The following is a 24,179-nucleotide window of genomic DNA, read 5'->3' as shown; positions in this document are numbered from 1 at the left end:
GCACGCCTGGACGCAGTGTTCGCGAGCGAGGAGCACGTCGAGGTCGAGGCGACCTGGGGCATCTACCAGCGCATCGTCGCGGCCTACCGGGAGCCCGACAAGAAGAAAGCGAAGGCGATGATGCAGGAGGTGATCGCTGCGATCAGCAGCGGCGTTCCCGCGGCGCTCGTCGAGGTCCGCAAACTCGGCCGCACCCTGACCAGACGCGCCTGCGACGTCCTGGCCTACTTCGACCGGCCGCGCACGAGCAACGGACCTACCGAAGCCGTGAACGGTCGCCTCGAGCACCTGCGTGGCCTGGCCCTCGGCTTCCGCAACCTCACCAACTACATCGCCCGCGCACTCCTCGAAGCCGGCGGATTCAGACCACACCTACACCCCGAATTGTGAAGAGCCCGGATACATGCGCGGCCACCTCGGATCGCTTCCCAGCCGGTCCCGTTCCGTCGCCGCCTCCAACGGTTGACGTACCGTCTTCACAGGCACACATAGATGCCCGGCTATGGCGTGGCGAGCTAGTATCAGAACCAGCACCCCCTCGAGGAACCACAGGAGCCACCATGAATCAGCCCTCTCGCCGCAAAGTGGCCGCAGGTATCGCCTGGAGCATCCCAGCCATCACTGTTGGCGCGGCCGCGCCCGCCGTTGCCGCATCCCAAGTCAGCCCCGGCATCCGTCGCGCGTTCTACATCACGCGTTCCAGCTCAGGCTGCTCATCAGGCGGTCGCCTCACCGTCGACAGCAAGAATGACAGCACGAGCTATTACCAGATCGTGAACGTCTCGCCGGCATCATCTGTCACGGCCGTCTACGCCTCAGTTCTCGTCAACCTTTCAGGTTTACGTTTCACCACAACGACAGGAAACTGGTCCCCGGTGCAGCAAGACTCCCAAACCTACTCCTACAACGGCGTCACGTACTATCGCTACTTTGCCAAGCTTCAGGTCGCGATTCCCGCACCGGTGAATGGAACCATCACCGTGCCCCCGCTGAGCTGGGTAAGTAACTGCACCACATCCCTCCTCAACCAGGTGAGCGTGAATGGCCGTGGTACAGTCACCATCAACGGCCAGGATATCGAACAAACCGGTGCTTTCCGCACACTGTGAGGGGTGCTTGAAGTTCACGTCGCACCCATTCCTCCTTTGGAATTTTTTCTTCAATGCGACAGGCCCCTCACGTCATTTAATGACGCCCCGCCCATTTCCGCGGGGATCTCGAGGACGGCTGCTATCTCCTCGAGGGCGCCGATCATCACCTCGACGCTGTCGAGGTGGAGTTGTAGGCCGGGGACGACGGCTTGGGTGTCATACCCCACCTGAGCAACGCTTTCCAGGATCACTACTCGCTTCTGGGGGGTGTCCCTATGGTCTTCGTCAAGCGGCGATCGGTGTGACGGGGCGGCCTGATTGGTAGGTCGTGCCGTCGCGCAGCATGGCGTACAAGACGTCGCAGCGGCGGCGTGCGAGGCAGATCAGGGCGGCGTTGTGGCGTTTACCCTCGGCTCGTTTGCGGTCGTTGTACGCGCGTGAGGCGGGGTCTTTGAGCGCTGCGAACGCGGCGAGGAAGAACGCTCGTTTGAGGTTCTTGTTGCCCGACCTACTGGGATGCTCACCGCGGATGGAGGTGCCCGAGCGGCGCATGACGGGCGCGAGCCCGGCGTAGGCCGCCAAGTGCCCTGGCGTGGCGAAAGAGGAGGCGTCGCCGACTTCGAGCAGGATGCGCGCACCGGTCCTGACACCCACGCCGGGCATGGACGTCAGGACCTGGGCAAGGGGGCCTGACCCCGGTTCTTGGACACGCTGAATCCAGCATCTGCTGGGGAAGCGAGATGATCGAAGAACTATGGCCAGGAAGAACTACTCCGAAGAGTTCCGTCGTCAGGCCGTCGACTTGTACGAGACCACCCCGGGCGCCACGGTCCGCGGCATCGCCGATGACCTCGGCATCGTCCGCGGCACGCTTCGGCACTGGCTCGAGGTCTACGGGACCGGCAAGAAGACCGCCGCTGACGGGACGTTGACCTCCAGCCCGTTGAAGCCCAGAACGACACCGTCTTCGCCCGTGAGAGTCGAGCCGCTTGAGCAGCGGGTCGCCCGGCTCGAAGCTGAGAACGCGGCGTTGCGAGCAGAGACGACCAAGCTCACGACCGAGCGGGAGATCCTGCAGCGGGCGGCCAAGTATTTCGCCGGGGAGACGCGCTGGTGAGTCGCTTCCAGTTCGTCGCCGATAACTCCGCCACCTTCGAGGTGAAGCGACTGTGCGAGCTCGTCGAGATCGAGCGCTCTTCCTACTACGCCTGGCTCAACGCGGCCCCGGCACGAGAGGCCAGAGCCGCTGACGACGCAGCGCTGGCTGAGCGGATCCGGACCGTCCATTCCGCCGACAACACTCAGGGCGCGCCACGGATCACCGCCGAGCTCAACGCTCAACTCGGTGACAGCGCGGCTGCCGGTGAGCGGGTCAACCACAAGCGTGTCGCGAGGGTGATGCGCTTTGAGGGCATCCGCGGCTACATGAAGCGCCGCAAGGTCCGCACCACGATTCCCGAGCCGTCGGGGCAGAAGTACCCCGACCTGCTCAAACGCGACTTCACCGCCGAGCGCCCCAACGAGCGCTAAGTCGGCGACATCACCTACCTGCCGATCGCCGACGGGACGAACCTGTACCTGGCGACCGTGATCGACTGCTACTCCCGCAGGCTCGTCGGATGGGCGGTCGCCGACCACATGCGCACCGAGCTCGTCGAGGACGCGCTCAAGGCAGCCGCCGCAACCCGCGGCAGCCTCAAGGGCGCTGTGTTCCACAGCGACCACGGCTCGGTCTACTGCTCGAAGGCCTACGCCAAGCTCTGCCGCAAGCTCGGCGTCACCCAGTCCATGGGCGCCGTCGGCACCAGCGCGGACAACGCCCTCGCAGAGTCGTTCAACGCCACCATGAAGCGCGGGGTCCTCCAAGACGCCGCCTGCTGGAGTGACGAGCTGACCTGCCGTCGGCAGGTCTTCAGATGGCTCGTCCGCTACAACACCAAGCGACGCCACTCGTGGTGTCGCTACACCTCGCCGGACGCCTTCGAGACCGGCTACACCGCTACGCTGCGACCTGCTGCGTAATCACACCCCGTGTCCAAGATCCGGGGGTAGGGCCCCTTCGTGGATGCCCCTTCGGGGTAGTTGCGACGCGGTGCGTGGCGCGTCTCATGAGAGTTGTTTGCGAACACCGGAGACGCTCGGAGTGCCCGTGCTGCGGTTGTAAGGCAGTTTCGAGAGCATGGTGCCCATGGCGCAGGTGTTCGACAGCGCGGCGAACATCAGGCCGCCGCCCACAGCACCGGACAGCCACTTCGCCTTCGGTACGACGGTGCTGGCGAGTACGCCCGTGGCCACGAGCGAACCGGCGACTAGGCGCACCTGACGCTCCAGATCCCAGCGGGCCTGGCCGAACTCGACGTCATGACCGGCGTCGCGCCAGGCCTCGAAACCGCCGACGAGGACGCTCGTGTGCGGCACCCCGACCTTGGCCAGGGCCTGTTCGGCGCGTTCGGCGCGTGGGCCCATGCGACAGATGAGGACGGCGTCGCGGTTGATGCCCGCGCCGATCGCGGCGGCGTTCTTCTCGATCAGATCGACCGGCACGTTGATCGAACCGGGGATGCGCGCCGTGCCGTACTCGGCGGGGGTGCGCACGTCGAGCAGCAGTGTCTCGCCGGCCGCGACGGCGTCAGCGAGCTCGGCGGGGGTGAGGCGGTTTGCCAGGGCCATGAGAAATCTCCTTGAGTGGTGGATCGGCGGCTGCGACCAGCGGTCGCCGGGGGATCGGCGATCGGACGCGAGGGTCACAGGAGTTGGGGCAGGGCGCGCCACGCGGTGTACGCGGCGACGCACATCAAGAAGACGGCAAACCCGAGCTGCAGCATCCTCTTCGGGATGCGCTGGGCGAGCCGGCCGCCGAGCGCGGCTCCGATGACGGCGGTGGCGGCGAACGGCACCACGACATCCCATTCTAGATCCGCGCCGCCAGCAGAGTGGAACAGCAACGAGGTGGCGCTGTTGATGACGACGACGAGCAGGGACGTGCCCACCGCGTACGGCATGCAGTACCCGAGGGCCAAGGTGAGGGCGGGAACGATGGCGAACCCGCCGCCGACGCCGAAGAAGCCGGTGAGCAGGCCGACGCCGGTACCGGCCAGGGCCACCTTGACCAGGGCGAAGGTGTGCCCTCCGTTCTCGTCGCGCAACGGTCTCGGCACGCAGGCGGTGTTGTCGCGTTCGCGTTGTGCCCGCATGATCATCACCGTGGCGACGACGACGAGCAGCGCCGCGAACAGAGTGAGCAGCAGATTGCCGTCGACGCCGCGCGAGGCCCGGGTGCCGAGATAGGCGCCGCCGATGCCGACGAGTCCGAAGAGCGCGCCCTGGCCCCACTGCACGGTGCCGGCGCGGTGGTGGCTCCACAGGCCGACGAGGGAGCTGACGCCGACGATGACGAGCGAACTCGCCGTCGCCTCGTGCGGGCTCCTGTGGAGCGCGTAGACGAGGACGGGCACCGTGAGGATGGCGCCCCCGCCGCCGAGCCCGGCGACGAGCAGGCCGACGGCGATTCCGGCGACGACGGCGATGAGCATGACGCTCAGGCCTCGCTGCCGTCGACGATGGCCAGCGACGTCTCGCGGGCGTTGTCGAACGCGTCGTCGACGGCGACGACGTGACGCCCGGCGGCGTCGAGCACGGACGCCGCGATCGAGGCGCGGTACCCACCGGCGCAGTGCACCCACACCTCGCCGGCGGGCACCTCGCCGACGCGGGTGATGATCTCGTGCAGCGGCACGTTGATCGCACCGTCGATGTGGCCGCTCGCGTACTCGCTGTCGCGTCGCACGTCGAGGACGACGACGTCACGGTGGTGACGCACCTGCGCGAGGTCGGCGAACGTGGCGCGCTCGAACGAAGCGAGTTCACCACTCGTCCAGTCCTGCGGTGTGCCGGTGGCGGCGGCCTGGGGGCGTTCGATGCCGATGCGCACGAGCTCACGCTGCGCCTCAGCGACCTGCTCGCGGCTGTCGCCCAGGAGGGTCAGTGGCGTGCCCCACGGGATGAGCCACCCGAGGTAGGTGGCGAACTGGCCGTCGATGCCGAAGTTCAGGGCCTGCTTGACGTGACCCTTCGCGTACGCCTGCCGGTTGCGCAGGTCGACGACCCATTCGCCGGCCTCGAGTGCGGCGCGGATGGCATCGGCGTCAGCCGTGGCGGGCTCGCTGAGGTCGGGGGCCGTGGCGGGCGCATCGAGGTTGGCCGGGCCCATGTGGGCGTAGTAGGCGGGCCATGCCTCGAGCCCGGCGAGAATCTGCTCGACCCAGGTCTGCTCGTCCTCCATCAAAGCGGGGTTGGTGCGCTTCTCCGCCCCGATGGTCGAGGAGTCGGCGACCGACTGGGTCGCCGAGCAGAAGCTGCCGAATCCGTGGGTGGGCAGAACGGCGGCGTCGTCGGGCACCTCATCGGCGATGCGGTGCGCCGAGGCGTACTGGTGGTGCACCAGAGCGTCGGTGTGCTCGGGGCCGAGCAGGTCGGTCAGCTGGGGGGTGTCATCCGCCTCATCGAAGAGGGCCGCGATTGCCAGAGCGTCGTCACCCAGCTCGCGGGGGAGCACGACCATCCGGCTCACAAATCCGACGCTGGCGCTCCCAGGTACGAGCTACTGCCGGGCAGCGAGGTACTCCACTGCGGGGCGTGGTGAGCTGAAGACAGGGGTGGGCAGGTCGGTGAGCAACGCTTCCGCCGGGGCCATGCTGGCTTGAGCCAAGATGACGACATCTGCGGTCGGCGCCGCGGCCCGGGCGGTTCGTGCGACGCATTCGACGTATCCCACCTGGTCCCCGGCTTCGAACATGTCCCAGGCGCCCTTCGCCACGATCGGCGTGGTCTCAACTTCGTGATCTGCCGCGCTGGCTTCTTCTTCAAGCAGCGCCAGCGTGGGCGCGAGAGTGGAGTCAAGGGCTGCGATGACGGCGATTCTGCGCCCGGCCTGTAAGGCGCGGGCAGCCATGGGCCGGTCCACTCTGAAGACCGGCACTCCCGGTTCGCTCTGCTCAGCAACGCTCCCAAGGGTTGAGCACGTGCAACAGATCAGCTCTACGCCCCGATCTTTCAGGCTGCGCAGCTGAGCCTCGACGCGGTCAGCGACCGACTGTGGACCATTCGCGCGGGCATCAGTGAGAAGGGACTCGTCGACCACGTGCACGGGGTGCGCTTCGGGGGCGACCTCGCTCAGAAGGTTGTCGAAAGTCAGAACGTGGACTGGCGACGTGTGCAAGAAGCCGATGCGCGACATGTGTGCATTCTTCATCGCGTGGCGCACATCGGACTTGGCGATCTCAGCACCCACGGAGGGGCGGTGGCTGAAACGAAGGATTCTGCACCACCGAGGCGAGCAGGTGGCTCAACGCACCGTTTCTGCACCACCTGAGCGTGGATCGGCTCTAGCAGACCGCTGATGTCAATGCACGTCGACGCGGCCTCGCAAGCTTTCCTGAAGCCTCAGCGCCGCACGCATCGAGGCTCGCGGGCCAAGGAGGAGCGTCGCGGACGGGCCGCCCGGCTGTGGGTGACTGACGACGTCCCGCGGCTGCACGGCAATCGTGAACCATTTCATCGTCCTCGAAAGCTAAGACACCAGGGCGGATGGTCACAATGTGCATGCTCTGCAGGTCGTCCAAGCGCACCCAGCTTCGCGGTGCACCTTCCTGCGTCACGATGAGGTGAGAAGGAGTCCCACATCTGCGATTTTCGTCCACTTTCGTCCCGCGGCCAGCACGGTGCGGCGACTCGGTGCTGACGGCGGCGTCGCTACTCTGTCGGGGTGAACATCCTCTCCATCCAGTCGTCGGTGGCCTATGGCCACGCCGGTAACTCGTCGGCCGTGTTTCCGCTGCAGCGCCTCGGGCACGAGGTGTGGCCCGTGTTCACCGTGCACTTCTCCAACCACACGGGCTACGGCGAGTGGCGCGGGCCGGTCTTCGATCCGGAGACGGTGCGCGACGTCATCACCGGCATCGAGGAGCGCGGCGTGCTGCCGCGCTGTGACGCCGTCCTGTCCGGCTACCAGGGCGCCCCGACGATGGGGGAGGTCATCGTCGACGCCGTCGCGCGCGTCAAGGCCGCCAACCCCGACGCGCTGTACTGCGCCGACCCCGTCATGGGCGACGTCGGCCGCGGTTTTTACGTGCGCGAGGGCATTCCGGAATTCATGCGGGACGTCGTCGTGCCCGCCGCGGACGTGCTGACGCCCAACCAGTTCGAGTTGGAGTTCCTCGTCGGGCGCACCGTCTCGACGGTGACCGACCTGCTCGACGCCGCCGACGCCCTGCGCGCTCGCGGCCCGAAGGTCGTGCTCGTCACCTCGGTGCAGACGGACGAGACGCCCGCCGACTCGGTGCAGATGGCCGTCGTCAGTGACGAGGGGGCGTGGATCGTCACGACCCCGCTGCTACCCATGTACGTCGCCGGTTCGGGTGACGCGACAGCCGCGATCTTCGTGGCGCGCCTCATGACGTCGAGCCCCGCCGAGGCGCTCGCCGCGACGGCGTCGTCGATCTTCGCGGTGATGGAGCGCACTCACGACGCCGGTTCGCGCGAGATCCTGCTCGTCGACGCCCAGGAGGCCATCGCCTCGCCGCCGATGCAGTTCGCGGTGACGCAGCTGCGCTGAGGCCCCCTGGCCGCCCGAACGACACGGAGTGCCCGTCTTCACGAAGGAGGCGGGCACTCGTGCGTGAGGTGGACGCTCAGCCGCCGAGGAAGGCAATGAGCTTGATGATCTCCTCGGCCAGGCTCAGGCCGGACTTGATGAGTTTTTTTCGTTGCTGGTCCCGCCTATGTCTTGCATGATTCTCCCCCAGGTTCGTCAAGGGGTGGGGCGCCGGACCTCTGTGTCCCGGATGACTTCGACACTGCCGGACGATGGTGCGCCTCTGCGGTCTCAACCTTGTGACATGAATCGCATGTCGCTCGGCAGAACCTGGTGAAACGTTGGGGGACTGTGCCGCGGCGTGTCCATCTGCCGTGAACGGTAGAAAGCCCAATACCGTGGGCGCATGGATCCGATCCGCAATCCGTACGCGCCCGGTGCCGGCCAGCGTCCGCCCGAGCTCGCCGGGCGCGACGAACAGATCAGCACGTTCGACGTCGTCGTCGCCCGCATCGCGAAGGGCCGACCCGAACGTTCGATCGTCCTCATCGGCCTGCGCGGCGTCGGCAAGACGGTGCTGCTCAACACCCTCCGGTCGGGCGCAGTGCGCGCGCACTGGGGCACCGGCAAGTTCGAAGCACGCCCCGATCAGCGCCTGCGCCGACCTCTGGCGTCAGCGCTGCACACGGCCGTGCGCGAACTTGGCCACCCGCAGGACGACGACGTCGACCACGTCCTCGGCGTCATCAAGAGCTTCGCGCAGCGCGACGTCGACCCCAAGGCCAAGCTGCGTGATCGCTGGAACCCGGGCATCGACGCCCCCGCCGTTCCAGGCCGTGCGGATTCGGGTGACATCGAGATCGACCTCGTCGAGTTGCTGACGGACGTCGGCGGCCTCGCGGCGGACGTCGGCAAGGGCGTCGCCATCTTCATCGACGAGATGCAGGATCTCGACCCCGAGGACGTGTCGGCGCTGTGCGCGGCGTGCCACGAGATGTCGCAGAGTTCGCTGCCCGTCATCGTCGTCGGTGCCGGCCTGCCGCATCTTCCGGCGGTGCTGTCGGCGCAGAAGTCGTATTCGGAGCGGCTGTTCCGATACGCGCGCATCGATCGTCTGCCTAGGGATGCCGCGTTCAAGGCGCTGCAAGGCCCCGCGCAGGACGAGGACGCCGAGTTCACCGACGACGCCCTCGAGGCGATGTACGCCGCGACGGGCGGTTACCCCTACTTCATCCAGGCGTACGGCGCGACGGTGTGGGATCTCGCGCCCGGCTCGCCGATCACCGCGGAGGACGTGGCGGTTGCCGTCCCCGAGGCCGAGGCCGAGCTCGGTGTCGGGTTCTTCGGCTCACGCTACGAGCGCGCGACGCCCGGTGAGCGCGAGTACCTGCGAGCGATGGCGGACGCCGCGCAGCGTGTCGCCGACGCCGCAGCCGCCGACGAGTCGGGGGAGACGCCGGGGCTCGACGACATCGAATCGGTGCCGACGTCTCTCGTCGCCGAGGTGCTCGGACGTAAGCCCCAATCACTCTCTCCCGCGAGGGATTCACTCATGAAGAAGGGGCTCGTGTACTCCGGCGAACGCGGACGGATCGCCTTCACCGTGCCGCACTTCGGCCGCTACCTGCGTACCGTGACGGCGGACTGAGCGGCGCGCGGGCGGCTGCGACGTCGCCCGCGCCGCACGTCACATCCCGAGCTTGGTCTTCGAGAACGCCGCGACGGCCGCATCAGGGCCTTCGACGCTGACGCCCGAGCGCTCGCAGCGACCGCTGAGGTGCATCATGAGGTCGACGGGCGAGCCGGCGAGCACCACGGCGCCCGCGTCGGTCGGTTTCTTCAGTTCGACGTCGCCGCGCTGCGGGGCGCGCAGCGTCACGCCGACGGGCGAGGAGCGCACGAGCAGCTTGCCCATCGTGGTCAGCGATGACCACACGGCGTCCTCGGTGCCCTCGGGCAGCGGCGGCATCGTCGCCTGCACGTCGGTGGGCTGTGCGCGCCGGACATCTTCGGCGTGCGTCGCGTACTCGACGAGGTTGACGCGCTCATTGATGGCCGGCACCTGCATCGGACTCAATTTGCCCGGCCCGCTGCGCACCTCGTCGACGAGGGTTGCGTAGGGCTTCTTCGAGCGCGCGTCCTGCACCTTCTCGGTGTGACCGGCGAAGGCGGGGATGAAGATACCGGGCATCGCGTCCGGGCGGCGATCACGGATGACGAGGTGGGCGGCGAGGTCGCGCGCGGTCCATCCCTCGCACAGGGTCGGCGCGTCGGGGCTGACGGCGGCGAGCAGGTCGGCGACGTGGTGGCGCAGGGCGGGAGCAAGAGTCATGCGTCCACCCTTCCACGGATGAGCATCCCCCGGCAGCACCCATCGGAAGGGGTGAGTGACGTTCGTGTACGCGCGGTGGCGCGCGCCACCCACTCTGGGCGGGTGACGACGGCGAAGATCTGGGCGGGAATAGCCATCCACGCCACCATGCTGCTCGGCGAGCTGATCCTGCTGTACGTCTTCGCGACGTCGGCCGTCAACGTCACTTCGACGCGCACGTCCTCGTGCACTCGGCGCTGAGCTTCTTCTACAACGCGATCGTGCTGGCGGTCGGCCTTCGGATCATCACGGTCGGCTGACGGCGTTTCACGTGAAACATCGACGCTGACGGCGGTGCGCCCCGAGCCGGCGGCGCGGCGGTTGACGTCGCATGTCATGCGTCGTATGGCGTCAGCGTCAGCCCTCGTGCCGCACCCGGCTGACGATCGCGCCACCGACGAGTCCGAGCAGGCCGGGGACGACCCAGCCGAAGCCGTTCTCGAACCATGGCAGGACGGTGCGCGCGCCGTCGACGAGAGCGTCGCGGCCCGCCGGTGCTGACGGCAGCGCGGCGAGCAGGTCGAAGAGCGCCGCGACGCCGACGCACGCGACGACACCGACGAGGATGCTGCGTCGGCCCTTCAGCCACGGCGACGCGAGGCCGAGCAGGATGAGCGCGATCGCGAGCGGGTAGAGGAACATGAGCAGCGGCGTCGACCAGGAGATGATTGCGCTGAGGCCGATGTTCGACACTGCGAACGAGGCGCCCGTGAACGTCAGTGCCCACGCGCGGTACCCGAGGCGGGGGAACATCTCGGCAAACATCTCCGCGCAGGCCGTGACGAGGCCGATCGAGGTCTTGAGGCACGCGACGAGCACGATCGCGGCGATGAGCACCTGCCCGAACGAGCCGAAGAAGTGTCGGGAGATGCCGGCCAGCGCGGTGCCGCCGTTGTCGGCGGTGATGACGCCGATCGACGTCGCACCCATCCATGCGAGCGAGGCGTAGATGGCCGCCATTCCGAGGACGCTGACGATGCCGCTCTTCGCGGTCTCGACGGCGATGCGTCGCGGGCTCGTGATGCCGAGGCGGCGTACCGCGTCGATGATGACGATGCTGAACGCGAGGGAGGCGAGGGCGTCCATCGTGTTGTAGCCGTCGAGGAAGCCGCGGGTGACGGGGCCGTCCGCGTACGGGCCCTTGGGGGCGGCGGTGACGTCGTGCGTCATCGGTTTCACGAAGGCGGCGACGATGAGCGCGCCGAGCAGCACGAGGAATCCGGGGGTGAGGTAACGCCCGACCCAGTCGATCAGCTTGCCGGGACGCAGCGCCGCGGCCGCGGTGAGGGCGAAGAAGATCGCGGTGAATGCGAGCAGCGCCCATGTCTGTGCGCCGGCGGGCACCGATTCGGCGAGGCCGATCTCGTACGAGACGGACGCGGTGCGCGGGATCGCGAATGCCGGCCCGATCGTCAGGTACAGCAGGCACGTGAAGACGACGGCGAAGCGTGGGTCGACGCGCGCCGCGAGTTCGCGGACGTTGCGCGTGCCCGACAGGGCGGAGGCGGTGACGCCGAGGACGGGCAGGCCCGTCGCGGTGATGAGGAACCCGATCGTCGCGAGCGTGGTGTGCGAGCCGGCTTCGCGACCCATCTGCACGGGGAAGATGAGGTTGCCGGCGCCGAAGAACAACCCGAACAGCATCGTCCCGACGAGCAGTGTCTGTGCCGGACGCAACCGCGACGGCGTGGACGAGGAAGCGGTCGGTGCGGCAGCAGAACTCACGCCGGTCAGTATGACAAGGACGGCGGGCCGAGCGGGCAGGGCGCCACCGCGTCCCGGGCCAAGGCCAGGAGCTGGCCTTGCCCAGCTCGGCACCACGAATGTGAGCGCCCTGGCCGAAAACGAGCTTCATGTCGCTCATGTTCGACCAGGACGACGCTCACATTCGAGAGACGGTCACCCGGCGGCTTCGGGATCGCGCAGCCGCCGGGCCGGCGTCAGCTCGTCGCCTTCGTCAGGTCGTAGACGGTGACGCCACCGACCGTCGTGGCCTTGTAGTGCGCCTTGACCCAGGCGGTGATCTGCGCGCCCGAGCCGGAGTTGCCACCCGGGCCGCCGCCCATGCCACCGCCGGCGATGAAGTACGTGATGTCGCCGTTCTTCACGTACTGCTGGAACTGCGCGAGCGTGACGTTGTCGTCACTGCCGCTCCAGCCGCCGATCGACATGACGGCCGTGTCGCTGCTCAGGATGTACCCGGCTGCACTCTGATCGCCGATGACGGCCGCGGACCACTTCGAGTTCGTCGCGTCGAGCAACTTCACCAACGCCGCGTTGGACGTCGAACCGCCCTGCGCGCCGGCGGAACCCACGGAACGCTGCGTACCCGTCGTCGAACCCGATGCCCCGGCCTCGCTCGACGAGCCGGACGAGGCCGCCGAACCGCCACTCGACGCCGCGCCGGAAGCTGAGCCCGAGCTGCCACTCGACGGAGCTGCACCCGAAGGAGCCGTACCCGACGGCTTGGTGCCCGACGGAGCCTGACCCGCCGCACCCGACGAGCCGGTCGTCCCAGAACCAGCCGGGCCAGCAGAACCCGTCGAACCACCAGGCGCACCCTGGGCGCCGCCGGGAGCCGAGCCCATCGACCCCATGCCGCCGCGTGCTCCGGCAAGGGCAGGGCCAGCAGTCGGCATCGAGCCGTTGTGGCCGCTCGCCATCGTCGCGAACGTGTACGCCGACGTCCCACCGAGGCCGCCGAGCACCCCGACGACGAGGCCGGTGACGGCGACGCGGCGCGCACGCGCACCCCATGCCGGCGCGGCGACGAACGTCATCGCCCCGAGCACCGCAGCGATCGCGCAGACCCACTTGAGCCACGGCATCCAGCCGGACGCGGACGTCGTCAGCACCCGGAAGCTCCAGACACCGCTGACGCAGATCGCCGCGCCGAGCACGACGCGCCACAGCAGCGACGAGCGTCGCGCGAAGACCTCACGACCACCGACGGCGATGCACGCGGCGACGGCCGGCGCGAGCGCCACGGCGTAATAGGAGTGCACGGTGCCCTTCATGAACGACAGGCACAGCATCGTCACGACGAGCCAGCCGCCCCACAACACGAGTGACGCGCGCACGAGATCGGTGCGCGGTGCACGACGACGAGCGATGAGGCCTGCCACGAGCAGCACGAGGGACGCGGGCAGCAACCACGAGATCTCGCCGGCGAACTGGCTGTTGAACATGCGGAACAGCCCTGCGGTGCCACCGAATCCACCACCGCCGGCGCCGCCACCGCCCCCGGCGTTGCCGTCGCCGCCGAGGATGCGGCCGAGGCCGTTGTAGCCGAGCGCGAGTTCCCATTCGGAGTTGTTCGTCGAGCCGCCGATGTAGGGGCGGGCGCCGGCCGGCCAGGCCGCGACGAGCGCCACGAACCATCCGGCGCCGACGATGACGCTGACGAGCGCCGCCGCGAGGTGCTTGATGCGCGTGCCCAGCGAGAAGCGTGCCGCCACGAGGTAGGCGAGACCGAGGCCGGGCAGGACGAGCAGGCCCTGCAGCATCTTCGTCAGGAACGCGAAGCCGATGAGCAGTCCCGCGCCGACCATCCACCGCAGCGCGGTAGCCGAGGCGGAGCGAACCCGCCCGCGCCGCGTCGTCGTCGGCTCGTCACGTCCGCTCACCTCGATGGCGCGCACGACGCAGTAGGCGGCGGCCGTCATGAGCAGGACGAGCATCGCGTCGGGGTTGTCGAAGCGGAACATGAGCGCCGCGACGGGCGTCATCGTCACGATCAACCCGGCGAGCAGGCCCGCCGCGTGCCCCGACCAGCGGCGCACCGCGCCGTACGTCAGGCCGACGGTGCCGACGCCCATGAGCGCCTGCGGCAGCAGCAGCGAGAACGACGAGAAGCCGAAGATCCGCGCGGACAGCCCCATGACCCACAAGGAGGCCGGGGGCTTGTCGACGGTGATCGCGTTGCTCGAGTCGAGCGAACCGAACAGCCACGCCTTCCAGTCCTTCGACGCGGATTTCGCTGCGGCAGCGTAGAACTCGTTCGCGTAGCCGGAGTTCGTCAGGTTCCAGCCGTACACGACGGCGGCCAGCGTCAGCAGCGCGAACAGCGCCGGTCGCGCCCAGTTCGGGTCGTCATCGGCGCCGCGCACGAGGCGCCGCAGCCGGTCCTGACGCCGTGGGGGTGCCGCCGCGGAGTGCGGGGTGGCACCCCCCGGCAGCTCGCGGGCCCGACGGCCGTCGCGGCGCGATCGCAGCAGGCGCGTCGGTGTGGTGGTGGTCATCGCGGATCCCTCCGTCGCAGTCTCGGCGCCGATGCGCCCGGTGATGACGACGACTCTCGCGGCCGGCGCTTTGCTGCCCGCGTGGCGCCCCTGTGCGCCGTCTGTGAGCGGTTCGTCATCACGCCCCGCTCGACCTGCGCGGCCCCGCCCCGCTTGATCCAACGGGCGACGTCCCACCCCGCCACCCATGAGATCGGCCAAGGGCGCTGATCGTGTTGCGACCGAACGAAGTACGGTGTGAGGCATGTCTGCCGCAGCGCCGAGAGGGCCGAGATCGCGGGGTTCGGTGAGGTTCAGAAGCCTCGCGCGGGCGGTGGGGCCGCGGCTGCTGCGCGGTGTCGTCGCAGCGGCCGTCCTGTGCCTGCCCGTCGCGGTGCTCGCGCTGCTCGTCACGCGACACTTCGCTCCGATCGTCGACCTCGACGAGCGAGTCGTCGTCGCGGCCACTGACGTCACGCGCGCACACCCCGGGTTCGAGGACGCATTGATCGGGTGGCAGTCCGCGTTCCACCCGACGATGGTCTACCTCTACGCGATTCCCGTCGCCGTCTGGACGTGGCTGCGCGGCTTCCGGGCCCGCACGATCTGGGGCGTCGTGACGATGCTCGTCGGCTGGAACCTCGGCCTGCAGGTCAAGCTCGTCGTCGAGCGGGCGCGCCCCGTCATCGCCGACCCCGTCAGCCATGCGCCGGGCTACAGCTTTCCCAGCGGCCACGCGTTCAACGTCGCGATGATGGTGACGACGTGCCTCATCATGGCGTGGCCGCTCGTGCGACGCTGGCCCCCGCTCATCCGCGCCGCAGCGGTGACGGTGGGGGTGCTCGTCGTCGTCCTGACGATGCTCGATCGCATCTTCCTCGGCGTCCACTTCCCGAGCGACGTGACGGCGGGCGTCCTGCTCGCGTTGTGCCTGTCGTCCGCGTCGTATCTCGGTTTCAGCCATCGGCCGAAGGGCCACCTCGAGGAGGATTCGTGACCACCGCTCACCCCGACCATCACGACGGTGGGCGCGAGGCGTCAGCCCGCCCGACGCCCAAGGAGGTGCTCGTCTCCATCCTGAAGCGCGCTGTCCTGCCGGCTCTCGTGGCGTTCGGGGTGCTCGTCGCCATCGGCAAGATCATCATGAACGTGTTCGACGAGATCCCGGCCGAGGACACGCTCTCGCGGGATGTCGCCGGGTGGCGCACCGCCTCGCTCAACCCGATCTCCAAGACCGTCTCGACGATCAACGACACGTGGTTCACGATCGGCGGGTCGGTCGTCGTCGCGCTCGTCATCCTCGTGCTGACGCGCAAGTGGTGGCTCGCCATCCTGCCGGTCCTCGCGATCAGCCTCGAGGCGAGTGTCTTCGTGCCGGTGACGAAGATCGTCAACCGTCCGCGCCCCGAGGTCGAGCGCCTCGACCCGCACGCGCCGCCGACGTCCAGCTTTCCGAGCGGGCACACCGCGGCGTCGTTCGCGTTGTTCTGGAGCATCATGCTGCTCGCACAGCGCATCCCGAACGTGCTCGCGCGCCGCATCGTCCAGGTCGTCTGCTTCGTCTTCCCGTTCTGCGTCGGCTTCGCGCGCCTGTACCGCGGCATGCACCACCTCAGCGATGTCATCATCGGCGCGCTGCTCGGCATGCTGTGCGCGGGCATCTCCTATGCGGCGATCCGCGCGGCGGAACGTCAGGCCGCCGAGCGGGCGGACGGGGTTCGCGGCTGAGCCACCGCCCGGCGGGTTCGAGCCGGGAAAGCCCTCCTCAGGTCAAGAACGCAGGCAGAAGGCCTGCGTTCTTGTCATGTCCAGAGCTTGTCAACAAATGTCACATCAGGTTGCGAATGCCCAGGTGTGGCGGAGGAGGTGCACAAGCAAACCCCTGTGTTCTCGCATATTGCAGCCTTTCCCTGTCGGTGAACTGAGAAAAAATTGTGCGTCAACTCTCCATTCGACCCCTCGCGTGGGCTATACATGACTTGACTCACAGTCCTCGGGCTGACGAGTCACCCCACCCCCCCCACCGCCGGAGCCCCACGCCCCGGTCGCTCAGAGGAGACACCGATTCTCATGAAGCGCACCACCCTCACCGTCGCCTTCGCTGCGGCCTGCTCCTTCTCGCTCGTCCCCGCCGTCGCTCAGAGTGCCTCCGCCGACTCCCCGGCGACGCGGCAGGCGTCGTTCCAGTCGGCGTCGGCGCATTCGAGCCTCGTCGGCTCCGCGCAGTCGCAGTCGGCGGCGCTCGTCAAGGCCGTCGGTCTCAGCGCCGACAACGCCTTCAAGATCAAGGACGTGCTCAAGGACACCGACGGCTCGACGCACGTGCGCGTCGACCGCACCTTCAAGGGCATCCCCGTCGTCGGTGGCGACCTCGTCATCCACCGTGACGCCTCCGGCAAGGTCACCGGCCACGACGGCATGTTCGACGGCGCCATCACCGTCGACACCGCACCCGCCATCCCCAAGGCCACCGGTGAGGCCAAGGGCCTCGCGGCCGCCAAGGCCCACAAGAAGAGCGAGGGGCTCGATGCGACCAAGGGCGCGGGCAGCACCCTCGTCATTCGTGTCGACGAGGCCGGCAAGCAGCAGCTCGCCTACATGGTGAAGACGACCGGCATGCAGAAGGACCGCACGCCGTCGCGCGTCCGCTCGTTCATCAACGCCGACACCGGCGCCGTCATCTCCTCGTTCGACGAGATCGCCCACGCCACGGGCAACGGCATCTACGACAAGAACGTCACGCTCACCACCTCCGGCTCGAGCGGTTCGTACAAGCTGAGCAACCCGAACACGGGCAACTACACGACCGACTCGAACAACCAGAAGATCAACGGCACGACGATGACGGACGCCGACAACGTCTGGGGCGACGGGTCGAACTCGAACCGTCAGAGCGCCGGCGTCGACGCGCAGTACGGTGCGGACACGACGTTCGACTACTACAAGAGCGTCATGGGCCGCAACGGCATCTGGAACAACGGCAACGGTGCGCGCAGCCGCGTCCACTACGACAACAACTACGTCAACGCGTTCTGGGACGGCACTCAGATGACGTACGGCGACGGTGACCGTAATGCGAACCCGCTGACGGAGCTCGACGTCGCCGGCCACGAGATGAGCCACGGCGTCACGGAGAACACGGCCGGTCTCGACTACTCGGGCGACGCCGGTGGCCTCAACGAGGCGACATCCGACATCTTCGGCACGGGCGTCGAGTGGTACGCGAACCTGGCCTCCGACAAGCCGGACTTCCTGCTCGGCGAGGAGATCGACATCAACGGTGACGGCACGCCGCTGCGCTACATGGACAAGCCGAGCAAGGACGGTGCGAGCTACGACTGCTACTCCTCGTCAGTCGGCAGCGCCGACCCGCACTACTCGTCGGGCCCGCTCAACCACTGGTACTTCCTCGCCTCGAACGGTTCGGGCGCGAAGACGATCAACGGTGTCTCCTACAACAGCTCCACCTGCGACAGCTCATCGGTGACGGGCGCCGGCCGCGCCGACATCGAGAAGGTCTGGTACCGCACGCTGTCGACGAAGCTGACGTCGACGTCGAACTACAAGGCTGCTCGTGAGGGCGCCATCAAGTCGGCCGTCGAGCTGTACGGCGGCTCCAGCCAGGTCTGCAAGTCGGTCGAGAGCGCGTTCAACGCCATCAACGTCCCCAAGGGCACCGCTGCGTGCTCGACGTCGACGACCCCGACCCCGACGCCCACCCCCACCCCGACGCCCGGCACCAACGCGGTGACGAACGGTGACTTCGAAGCGGGTCAGACGGGCTGGACGGGCACTGACGGCCCCATCACGAACAACGCCGGCGAGGCCGCACACGGCGGTTCGTGGAAGATGTGGCTCGGCGGCAACGGCTCGACGAGCACCGAGTACGAACAGCAGTCGGTGAAGGTGCCGGCGAGCGGCAAGCTGACGTACTACGTGCACGTCGACACGGCCGAGACGACGCGTTCCACGAAGTACGACACCGCGAAGGTCCAGGTCATCAACGGCACGACGACGAGCACGGTGTCGACCTTCTCGAACCTCGACGCGGCGAGCGGTTATGTAGCGAAGACGGTCGACCTGTCGGCCTTCGCCGGCAAGACGGTGACGCTCAAGTTCACCGCGTCGGAGGACTCGGTCTCGCAGACGTCGTTCGTCTTCGACGACGTGGTCGTGAAGTGACGGCGCACTGACGTCACCTCGACCTCACGTCAGGGGCCGTTGACCGGGCACTGACGACGACGACGGTGGGTGCCACCCGAATCTCGGGTGGCACCCACCGGCGTCGTGGTGTGTGCTGTGTCGTGACGGTCGGGTGGGGGTGCGAGATTTCTCGCGCGTGGCCCCACCGGCGAGCGTGGTCGAGCCGCGCGGATGAGGCGGGCCGTCAGGTTCGCGCGTGGCCCGTCAGTGGAAGGGCGGCGTCACCCGAGCAGGTCGAGCTCGTCGGCTCGGATCTCGGTGACGTGGTTGCTGCCCTGGGTGCGCTGCTCGGTGACGTCGCCGCGCACGCGGATGACGGAGCCGAGGCGCAGGTGTTCGGTGGCGGGCAGCGGGCAGCACAGGGCGAGGCCGTCGTCGACGGTTCGGAAGCAGTGGCGCACGACGTCGGCGGTGTCGCCGTCACGTGGCGGGGTGGTGCCGGCGACGCGGGCGATGACGTCGACGGTGGTGCCCACGTCGGCGAGGAACGCGACGGACGTCGTCGTGCCGGAGCCTCGTTCGGCGGGGCCGGCGGCGACGCCGGAGTAGCGCTGGTCGGCGTCTTTGCGGTCTTGGCCGCGCACGATGCGCGGAATGGTCACGGGGAGGGAGATCACGTCATCCTCAAGGGGTTGAAGCAGTCGCGGAGCACCGTGACGCGCGTGGCGTCGGGGGTGGTGTGGGCCTTGACGAGGCCGGACAGGGCGAGTCGTTCACCCTCGGTGATGCCGTAACGGCGCTGAGTCGACCACTCGAGGAGATCGTTCGTGCCCTCGACGCGCAGCACGTAGGTGAACGTGCGTCGCGCGGCGGTGACATGTTCGACGACGACGCGCAGGCGCAGCTGTTCGCCCTGCGTGCCGATCCATTCGCTCGCGGTGTGGCGCGCGAGGATGCCGGCAGCTGTGCTGGGCTTCTCGGCATGGCCGCGGGTGGGCATGGCGTCGGTTGCGGAGGTCGTGACGCGGTGCGCGTGTGGGCACATGAAGGCTGGCGCAAACATCGACTTCCCCTCTCCGTGAACGATGGTCTCGGTATGAGGACGCATGAACCCCCACGCAGGTTGCGTGTCTCGCTCGAGCAATCGTGTGTTCCCGCTCTTTTGAGCGTAACGCGCATCGCCCCCTCGGACGGCGGTCGCGAGGAGGCGATATGACGGGCGGGCGAGACGTGTGTCGCTATGCCTTGCGGCGCAGCGCCTTGGGGGCGCCGAGAGCAGCCGCGACGCCGAGGGCCGAGCGGGGTGCCCAGGCCGTGCGCCACAAGCCACCGTGTGCGGCGCCGTCGCTGAAGAGTTCTTCGGCGTGGGCGCGCTGAGGCGCGGCGCCGGGGGCGAGGTCGTCACGCATGACGTCGTGGATGAGCAGCGCCGCCATGAGCGCGCGGCTCGTCTCGGCGGCGAAGACCTCGACGCCGAAGTGGTGCGCGCCGGCGTAAGCGGCCTTGAGGGCGGTGTTCTTCGTCACCGACCGGGTGAACGTCGCGGGTGCGACGTTGAACGAGACGCGGCGCCCGTCAGCCTCCGAGGCGACGGCGCGCCAGCGCTGCAGGCGCTTCGCGACGGCGTAGTTGGGGCCCTGCTGGGCGATGATGCAGTCGGTGACGCGCGAGCCCTTCGGGTAGGGCTCGGTGAACAGTTGGCCGCGTGACGCGGTGCGCAGCGCGCGCTTCGCGAAACCCTTGCTGCCGTGGCGTGACCACCTCGAGCGGGCGGCGTCGATGATCTCCTGGGGTACGACGAACGCGTCGGTCGGCGTCGCGAGATAGGCGAGCACCGTCGTCGGGCGGCGCTCCTGCAGCCAGGTGGCGATGAGGTCGGCGGCGAGCGTCAGGCGGATGTGCATGCCCGAATCGGCATAGGCGTGCATGCCGAGGACGACGGTGTCGTCACCCGCCTGCTCGTCGATCCACGCAGCGACGGCCGTGGTGTCGCGCGTGATGTCGGCGCCCGTCTCGCCGTCCTTCGTCGGCAGGCTGACGTGGCCCGCACCGTCGCGCGCCATCTTCTCGAGGCGCTCGCTGACGCGGTGGATGTCGATCGCGAGGATGCGTGCGCCCCAGCTCGACAGCATCTCGAGCGGCCCCATCTCGGCGCCGGCGCCGATGTCGGCGACGACGTGGCCAGGCAGGCTCAGCCACTCGGGGTGCGCGACGACACGCATGACGGCGTCCGCGCACGACTGCTCCACGATGCCCTTGTGCACCCACGCCGCGAGTTGGCGTTCGAGATCGTGGCCGCTCAGCATGCGCCCCTGGTAGGGGATGGCGAGTTCCTGACGAGGCTCGGCGGTGCCGTCCACGGTGTGGGTGCCGAACGTGCCGCGGGCGGCATCGACGGCGGCATCGACGTCGAGGTCGGCGAGCGGTCTCTGCGTGCCGTCGTTGGCAACGTGGACGAGATGGGCGCGCGCCGCGGCGAGGCCGTCGCGGGCGATCGTCGTCGCTGCATCGTCATCGGCAGCGGTGCGGACGGTGAGTTCGCGCATCGCGCCGACGTAGCCCTGACGCCACGACGTGTCGGCCTCGACTCGGCTCGCCAGTGCGGGGTCGCTGTTGCGAACCGCTTCCGCGACGATGGCCTTGACGGTCGGCGTCGTCGGGCGCGTGCCGTCGGATCCGGCCGGGAACTGGATGCCGACCTCCTCGCGCACGGTGGTGTCGGCCGACGTCGGTGTGGCGGTCCTCGGCATCATGAGCCTTTCGCGCAGGTAGCGGGTACCTCACCATCGAAGCGCACTGCGTGGTGCGACTTCGCCAAGAGACGCACCAACTCTGGGCGGTCTCGTTTGGAGGTTTCCTCCAATTCGGCGACCGCGCCGACATCATCACGATGCGACGTTGCATAGGTGGCCCCGCTGCGGTTGACCATGACGAAAAAATCGGTGGCGTGGTTCGTCAGGTCACGGCAGACTCGACGTCATGAACGACACGCAGCTCTCGACCGCAGCCACGTCGCCGACGGCGACGGCTGGTAGTGAGGAGTACCTGCGCGTCAACAAGGCCAACTGGGATGACCGTGCCGTCGCCCATGCCGCAAGCCCCGACTATTCGGTGCAGCACTTCATCGACCACCCCGACGCCATCAGCCGCGTCGCCCGGTTCGACGTGCAGCGTGCGCCGGGGCTCGGATCGCTCGACGGGCTCGACGTCGTCCACCTCCAGTGCCACATCGGCACCGACACGTTGTCGCTGAAACGGCTTGGCGCGCAGCGCGTCACGGGTGTCGACCTGTCGCCGAAGTCGTTGGAAGAGGCCCGGCGCATCGCCGCTGCAGCCGGACACGGCGACATCGAGTACGTCGAATCCGACGTCTACTCGGCGCCGGAAGCCCTGGGCGGCAGGCAGTTCGACCTCGTCTACACCGGCATCGGCGCGCTGTGTTGGCTGCCCAGCATCGAACGCTGGGCCCAGGTCGTCGCGGCGCTGCTCAAGCCCGGCGGGCGACTGTTCATCCGCGAGGGCCACCCGATGCTTTGGGCGATGGGCGACCACCCAGCCACCGCGAAACGCACCCTGCGCGATGACGAATTCACCACCCCTGCCGTGGAGTTCCCCTACTTCGAGCAGGAGCAACCACTCGTGTTCGACGACGGCGGCACCTACGTCGAGACCGACCACGAGTTCACCGCGAACGTCACGCACGAATGGAATCACGGGCTCGGCGAGGTCGTCACGGCGCTGCTGAAGGCCGGGCTCCGACTCGACGGGCTGGTCGAGCATCAGAGCGTCCCGTGGAACGCCCTGCCCGGCCAGATGGTCGAGATCGAACCGAACGAGTGGCAACTCGCCGAGAATCCCGCGCGGCTCGCCGCGACCTACACCTTGACGGCAACAAAGCCTGCGGACGTCGACGACGCAGGCAGCGCGCGCCTCACCGCACCCGAAGCATCTGCGTCGCAGGACACCCCGACGCCGCCGGCATCGGACGAACCCTCGGCCCGAACGACCTGACGTCTGCTCCGTATCCCCATGCGGCGCAGGCGAACACGCAAGGAGAACACCATGGAGCGAATCAACGCGAAGCTGTACAACTGGGCCTCGATCCTCGAGGAATCGACCCGCGAACAGGCCCTGACGACGGCGTCGATGCCATTCATCTTCCCGCACCTCGCGCTCATGCCTGACGCTCACCTCGGTCGCGGCGCCACCGTCGGCTCCGTCATCCCGACGCTCGGCGCGATGTCTTAGGTCGCGCCGCGACGCAGCCCTGCGGGCCTCGCTGCGCTCATGTCCTCGGGTTGCTGCGGCACTCCGTCATCCCCGCCGCCGTCGGCGTCGACATCGGCTGCGGCATGATCGCGGTGCGCACGCAGCACACCGCCACCGACCTGCCCGTCGACCGTGCGCCCGTACGTCAGGCGATCGAGCGCGCCATCCCGCTGTCGGCCGGGGGAGTGAACCGCACGATCAGCCGCGACCACACGCGCACGCGCCTCGACGAACTCAGCGCCATGGCCGCCGACGCCAGGTTCGACCCCGCGACGTACGCGAAGAACTGGACGCTACAGCTCGGCTCGCTGGGCTCGGGCAACCACTTCATCGAGATCTCCCTCGACGAGGACGACCGCGTCTGGCTGTTCCTGCACTCCGGTTCGCGCGGCGTCGGCAACAAGATCGCCCAGCACCACATCAAGACGGCGACCGACTACTGCGCGACGAACTGGATCGACCTGTCCGACCGCGACCTCGCATACCTCGTCCAGGGCACACCCCAGTTCGACGCCTACTCCCGGTCGCGCCGCGACGCAGCCCTGCGGGCCTCGCTGCGCTCGTGTCCTCGGGATGCTGCGGCATTCCGGCATCCGCGAACTCGAGTGGGCACAGCACTTCGCCCTGCTCAACCGCGAAGAAATGATGGACCGCGTCGTCCGCCAGTACAGCGAATGGGCTGGCGAACCCGTCATCGAACAGGAACGCATCAACTGCCACCACAATTACACAGAGCGTCTTCCGGTTTCCCTGCCTCGCAAGCTCGGCAGTGAGCTCGGTGCGACACCCGGGAACAGAGAGCGTCTTCCGGTTTCCCTGCCTCGCAAGCTCGGCAGTGAGCTCGGTGCGACACCCGGGAACACAGAGCGTCTTCCGGCTCCCAGCGCGCGAGCGCTGTGCAACGACATCGGTGCCGGCCGCCGGTACTCGGAGCTGGCGAAGGGGCGCGATGCTGACGTGTGGCTGTCGCGCAAGGGCGCGATCAACGCCGAAGCCGGGCGTCCGGGGCTCATCCCTGGGTCGATGGGGACGGCGTCCTACGTCGTCGTCGGCAAGGGGAACGCGTTGTCGCTCCACTCCTCGCCCCACGGCGCCGGGCGTCAGTTCCCTCGCTCGGCCGCGCGCAAGCGCTTCACCGGCGATCAGTTGCGCGAGGCGATGGCCGGCATCGAGTACCGCGACACGGATGCGTTCGTCGACGAGATCCCGCAGGCGTACAAGGACATCGACCAGGTCATGGCAGACGCTGCCGACCTCGTCGAGGTGCGGCATGTGTTGCGACAGATCGTGAATGTGAAGGGCGACTAGGTATCGATCGCGCGTCTTCCGGCGGATGGGGTTCACAAGCTCACCCCATCCGCTCGGTGCGACACGACCCGATCAAGCGAGCGGAGGTAGGACCGGAACGAAGTGAGGATTCTGCCGCAGTGAGCGCTGAGGAAGTCGCCCAGAAGACAGGGCGACTAGGTATCGATCGCGCGTCTTCCGGCGGA

General features: G+C 68.2%; 19 protein-coding genes and 4 pseudogenes. 12 read left to right on the top strand and 11 right to left on the bottom strand.

Going from position 1 to position 24,179, the window contains the following annotated elements:
* A partial coding sequence (locus NQ706_RS12985) for a transposase (protein ID WP_404361051.1) occupies positions 1–390 on the top strand: 390 nt, incomplete at its 5' end.
* Between the two features lie 170 nt (positions 391–560).
* Positions 561–1,109, top strand: coding sequence for a hypothetical protein (locus NQ706_RS12980; RefSeq protein ID WP_150112698.1), 549 nt, complete (start codon positions 561–563; stop codon positions 1,107–1,109).
* A gap of 267 nt (positions 1,110–1,376) precedes the next feature.
* Here NQ706_RS12980 and NQ706_RS12975 read toward each other — a convergent pair.
* A pseudogene (locus NQ706_RS12975) lies at positions 1,377–1,778 on the bottom strand (transposase); the annotation flags it as partial.
* A 67-nt stretch (positions 1,779–1,845) separates the two neighbouring features.
* Between NQ706_RS12975 and NQ706_RS12970 the strand changes: the two are divergent.
* Positions 1,846–3,113, top strand: a pseudogene (locus NQ706_RS12970) (IS3 family transposase).
* Between the two features lie 84 nt (positions 3,114–3,197).
* Here NQ706_RS12970 and NQ706_RS12965 read toward each other — a convergent pair.
* From NQ706_RS12965 to NQ706_RS12950, 4 genes are all read right to left on the bottom strand, one after another.
* A complete protein-coding gene (locus tag NQ706_RS12965; protein ID WP_038566465.1) occupies positions 3,198–3,761 on the bottom strand; it encodes a rhodanese-like domain-containing protein in 564 nt (187 codons plus the stop codon).
* 74 nt (positions 3,762–3,835) lie between these two features.
* On the bottom strand, positions 3,836–4,624 hold the full coding sequence (locus NQ706_RS12960) for a sulfite exporter TauE/SafE family protein (RefSeq protein WP_038566467.1): 789 nt from the start codon (positions 4,622–4,624) through the stop codon (positions 3,836–3,838).
* Positions 4,625–4,629: 5 nt separating this feature from the next.
* On the bottom strand, positions 4,630–5,652 hold the full coding sequence (locus tag NQ706_RS12955) for a rhodanese-like domain-containing protein (protein WP_235182060.1): 1,023 nt from the start codon (positions 5,650–5,652) through the stop codon (positions 4,630–4,632).
* 39 nt (positions 5,653–5,691) lie between these two features.
* Positions 5,692–6,381, bottom strand: a complete 690-nt coding sequence (locus NQ706_RS12950; protein WP_200874231.1) for an aspartate/glutamate racemase family protein — start codon at positions 6,379–6,381, stop codon at positions 5,692–5,694.
* Between the two features lie 474 nt (positions 6,382–6,855).
* Between NQ706_RS12950 and pdxY the strand changes: the two genes are divergently transcribed.
* Positions 6,856–7,704, top strand: coding sequence for a pyridoxal kinase PdxY (pdxY, locus tag NQ706_RS12945; protein ID WP_006943528.1), 849 nt, complete (start codon positions 6,856–6,858; stop codon positions 7,702–7,704).
* Positions 7,705–8,089: 385 nt separating this feature from the next.
* Complete coding sequence (locus NQ706_RS12940) at positions 8,090–9,331, top strand: ATP-binding protein (protein ID WP_006943525.1); 1,242 nt, start codon at positions 8,090–8,092, stop codon at positions 9,329–9,331.
* Between the two features lie 39 nt (positions 9,332–9,370).
* On the opposite strand, the gene NQ706_RS12935 is transcribed toward NQ706_RS12940, so the two are convergent.
* Positions 9,371–10,015, bottom strand: coding sequence for a TIGR03085 family metal-binding protein (locus NQ706_RS12935; protein WP_038566472.1), 645 nt, complete (start codon positions 10,013–10,015; stop codon positions 9,371–9,373).
* Positions 10,016–10,117: 102 nt separating this feature from the next.
* Between NQ706_RS12935 and NQ706_RS12930 the strand changes: the two genes are divergently transcribed.
* Positions 10,118–10,255 carry a hypothetical protein gene (locus NQ706_RS12930; RefSeq protein WP_156444882.1) on the top strand — a complete coding sequence of 46 codons (138 nt, stop codon included), beginning with the start codon at positions 10,118–10,120 and terminating at the stop codon, positions 10,253–10,255.
* A gap of 156 nt (positions 10,256–10,411) precedes the next feature.
* Here NQ706_RS12930 and brnQ read toward each other — a convergent pair whose 3' ends face one another.
* Positions 10,412–11,779, bottom strand: a complete 1,368-nt coding sequence (brnQ, locus tag NQ706_RS12925) for a branched-chain amino acid transport system II carrier protein (protein WP_150112699.1) — start codon at positions 11,777–11,779, stop codon at positions 10,412–10,414.
* 215 nt (positions 11,780–11,994) lie between these two features.
* The gene (locus NQ706_RS12920) at positions 11,995–14,295 is read right to left on the bottom strand and encodes a glycosyltransferase family 39 protein (protein WP_081873778.1); all 2,301 of its coding nucleotides are present in this window, start codon (positions 14,293–14,295) and stop codon (positions 11,995–11,997) included.
* Positions 14,296–14,608: 313 nt separating this feature from the next.
* On the opposite strand from NQ706_RS12920, the gene NQ706_RS12915 reads away from it, so the two are divergent.
* The 3 genes from NQ706_RS12915 (at position 14,609) to NQ706_RS12905 (ending at position 18,456) form a co-directional block, all read left to right on the top strand.
* A complete protein-coding gene (locus tag NQ706_RS12915) occupies positions 14,609–15,271 on the top strand; it encodes a phosphatase PAP2 family protein (RefSeq protein ID WP_038566476.1) in 663 nt (220 codons plus the stop codon).
* Positions 15,268–16,002, top strand: a complete 735-nt coding sequence (locus NQ706_RS12910) for a phosphatase PAP2 family protein (protein ID WP_051805487.1) — start codon at positions 15,268–15,270, stop codon at positions 16,000–16,002. The genes NQ706_RS12915 and NQ706_RS12910 overlap by 4 nt, the downstream gene beginning before the upstream one ends.
* A gap of 342 nt (positions 16,003–16,344) precedes the next feature.
* Entirely contained in the window at positions 16,345–18,456 is a 2,112-nt protein-coding gene (locus tag NQ706_RS12905) for a M4 family metallopeptidase (protein ID WP_404361043.1), read from the top strand.
* Between the two features lie 242 nt (positions 18,457–18,698).
* Here NQ706_RS12905 and NQ706_RS12900 read toward each other — a convergent pair whose 3' ends face one another.
* From NQ706_RS12900 to NQ706_RS12890, 3 genes are all read right to left on the bottom strand, one after another.
* Entirely contained in the window at positions 18,699–19,094 is a 396-nt protein-coding gene (locus NQ706_RS12900) for a hypothetical protein (protein WP_038566480.1), read from the bottom strand.
* Complete coding sequence (locus NQ706_RS12895) at positions 19,091–19,480, bottom strand: hypothetical protein (protein ID WP_150112700.1); 390 nt, start codon at positions 19,478–19,480, stop codon at positions 19,091–19,093. Before NQ706_RS12895 ends, NQ706_RS12900 begins: the two co-directional genes overlap by 4 nt.
* A gap of 175 nt (positions 19,481–19,655) precedes the next feature.
* Positions 19,656–21,170 carry a hypothetical protein gene (locus NQ706_RS12890; protein ID WP_051805489.1) on the bottom strand — a complete coding sequence of 505 codons (1,515 nt, stop codon included), beginning with the start codon at positions 21,168–21,170 and terminating at the stop codon, positions 19,656–19,658.
* A 226-nt stretch (positions 21,171–21,396) separates the two neighbouring features.
* On the opposite strand from NQ706_RS12890, the gene NQ706_RS12885 reads away from it, so the two are divergent.
* The 3 genes and pseudogenes from NQ706_RS12885 to NQ706_RS12875 form a co-directional block, all read left to right on the top strand.
* Entirely contained in the window at positions 21,397–22,428 is a 1,032-nt protein-coding gene (locus NQ706_RS12885) for a bifunctional 2-polyprenyl-6-hydroxyphenol methylase/3-demethylubiquinol 3-O-methyltransferase UbiG (RefSeq protein WP_051805491.1), read from the top strand.
* A 51-nt stretch (positions 22,429–22,479) separates the two neighbouring features.
* Positions 22,480–23,424 (top strand): annotated as a pseudogene (locus NQ706_RS12880) (RtcB family protein); the annotation flags it as partial.
* Positions 23,425–23,640: 216 nt separating this feature from the next.
* Positions 23,641–23,994 (top strand): annotated as a pseudogene (locus NQ706_RS12875) (RtcB family protein); the annotation flags it as partial.
* Between the last annotated feature and the right edge of the window lie 185 nt (positions 23,995–24,179).

It is taken from the genome of Dermacoccus sp. BD5, assembly GCF_044878485.1.
In the GTDB taxonomy this organism is placed as follows: domain Bacteria; phylum Actinomycetota; class Actinomycetes; order Actinomycetales; family Dermatophilaceae; genus Dermacoccus; species Dermacoccus nishinomiyaensis.
The sequence above is the reverse complement of the archived record's forward strand: the minus strand, read 5'-3'. Positions and strand labels throughout refer to the sequence as shown.

What these genes read in the sequence shown, in the direction of transcription:
- NQ706_RS12980 (WP_150112698.1), top strand. Translation starts at nt 561, where the DNA reads ATGAATCAGCCCTCTCGCCGCAAAGTGGCCGCAGGTATCGCCTGGAGC.
- NQ706_RS12965 (WP_038566465.1), bottom strand. Translation starts at nt 3,761, where the DNA reads ATGGCCCTGGCAAACCGCCTCACCCCCGCCGAGCTCGCTGACGCCGTC.
- NQ706_RS12960 (WP_038566467.1), bottom strand. Translation starts at nt 4,624, where the DNA reads ATGCTCATCGCCGTCGTCGCCGGAATCGCCGTCGGCCTGCTCGTCGCC.
- NQ706_RS12955 (WP_235182060.1), bottom strand. Translation starts at nt 5,652, where the DNA reads ATGGTCGTGCTCCCCCGCGAGCTGGGTGACGACGCTCTGGCAATCGCG.
- NQ706_RS12940 (WP_006943525.1), top strand. Translation starts at nt 8,090, where the DNA reads ATGGATCCGATCCGCAATCCGTACGCGCCCGGTGCCGGCCAGCGTCCG.
- NQ706_RS12935 (WP_038566472.1), bottom strand. Translation starts at nt 10,015, where the DNA reads ATGACTCTTGCTCCCGCCCTGCGCCACCACGTCGCCGACCTGCTCGCC.
- NQ706_RS12920 (WP_081873778.1), bottom strand. Translation starts at nt 14,295, where the DNA reads ATGACCACCACCACACCGACGCGCCTGCTGCGATCGCGCCGCGACGGC.
- NQ706_RS12905 (WP_404361043.1), top strand. Translation starts at nt 16,345, where the DNA reads ATGAAGCGCACCACCCTCACCGTCGCCTTCGCTGCGGCCTGCTCCTTC.
- NQ706_RS12895 (WP_150112700.1), bottom strand. Translation starts at nt 19,480, where the DNA reads ATGTTTGCGCCAGCCTTCATGTGCCCACACGCGCACCGCGTCACGACC.
- NQ706_RS12890 (WP_051805489.1), bottom strand. Translation starts at nt 21,170, where the DNA reads ATGATGCCGAGGACCGCCACACCGACGTCGGCCGACACCACCGTGCGC.
- NQ706_RS12885 (WP_051805491.1), top strand. Translation starts at nt 21,397, where the DNA reads ATGAACGACACGCAGCTCTCGACCGCAGCCACGTCGCCGACGGCGACG.